The organism is Candidatus Eisenbacteria bacterium, assembly GCA_035712145.1.
In the GTDB taxonomy this organism is placed as follows: Bacteria; Eisenbacteria; RBG-16-71-46; order RBG-16-71-46; family RBG-16-71-46; genus DASTBI01.
This window is the reverse complement of sequence record DASTBI010000059.1, coordinates 1-1,176: the sequence shown is the minus strand read 5'-3', so window position 1 is coordinate 1,176 and position 1,176 is coordinate 1. Positions and strand designations below refer to the sequence as shown.

The window sequence follows — 1,176 nt, the reverse complement described above, 5'->3', positions numbered from 1 at the left end:
AGAGCCTATCCTAAAACCTATTGAGAGGCCGGCACACCATCTGCTGCCTAGTTCGGTGCAGACACACGCCGAACGAAAGGAGCCGATGATGTGCCGCAACCAGTATCAGCAAGAACTACAGCGCCAGAAACTTCCAACCGTGTGGGAGATCCCCGACGATATGTGGCACTGGATACAACATCTCTTTCCGCCTGAGAAGCCACTGCGTACGCCTGGTCGCCCAGTTGTGCCCTTTCGCACCGTCCTCAACGGCATTTTGTATGTCTTGCGCACCGGCTGCCACTGGAAAGCCACACCAGCAATCTATGGCTCGGGCTCTACCGTGCATCGCCGCTTCCAAGAATGGGAACGCGCCGGGATCATCCGCGCCATTCTCAAGCGGATGCTCCAGCGCTACGATCGTTCTCGCGGGATTGACTGGGAATGGCAGTCCGCCGATACCAAGATGTTGCCTGCTCCACTCGGCGGCTCTGCCACTGGCCCAAATCCAACCGATCGCTCCAAGTGTGGCACCAAACGGCACCTCTTGATTGATGGCAACGGCGCACCGCTGGGCTTGCATCTGAGTGGCGCCAATCGCCACGATATGAAAGGGCTGGCCACGCTCTTAGGCACAGGGTTGCTGGCGTCTCGTCCCAAGCCCACACGACGCAACCGCCAGCATTTGTGCTTGGATAGAGGCTACGATTATCCCGAAATCGCTCAACTGGTCGCCGCACACGGCTATGTAGCGCATATCAAACGTCGCGGACAGGTCGATCAGCCTGGTATTGGCGAAGCGGTCTATCCAGCGCGTCGTTGGAAAGTTGAGCGCACGATTTCTTGGATCAACAACATGCGCAAGCTCCGCATTCGCTGGGAGAAGAAAGCCGAGAACTACCAGGCGCTGGTGATGCTCGCCTCGACCCTCATCATCTACCGCCTGATTGTTTTGGGATAGGCTCTTAATTCCTCTCTTGTGCTGACAAGATTCTTTACTTAGATCCGGTAGAACTCGGCGCGTCGATCTTCACTTCTTTATCACTCGAACTGCTTTGTTGGGGGTTGGGAACAATGCCAATTCGCATAAATCTTTCCAGTTCTGACAGTAACTTTTTATAGTAACCAATGGTGCTAGTGTTCAGATGACAAACTCAGCCAGCGAGCGTTTGTGCTCGGTGATGCGCAACAGGCAAT

Annotated in this window: 1 protein-coding gene; it reads left to right on the top strand. The window is 55.0% G+C overall.

What is annotated here, in order from left to right:
- Nucleotides 1-88: 88 nt before the first annotated feature.
- Nucleotides 89-940 carry an IS5 family transposase gene (locus tag VFQ05_03650; GenBank protein ID HET9325844.1) on the top strand — a complete coding sequence of 284 codons (852 nt, stop codon included), beginning with the start codon at nucleotides 89-91 and terminating at the stop codon, nucleotides 938-940.
- The last annotated feature ends 236 nt before the right edge of the window (nucleotides 941-1,176 follow it).

Coding starts and splice junctions, on each gene's coding strand:
- VFQ05_03650 (HET9325844.1), top strand. CDS start 89: ATGTGCCGCAACCAGTATCAGCAAGAACTACAGCGCCAGAAACTTCCA.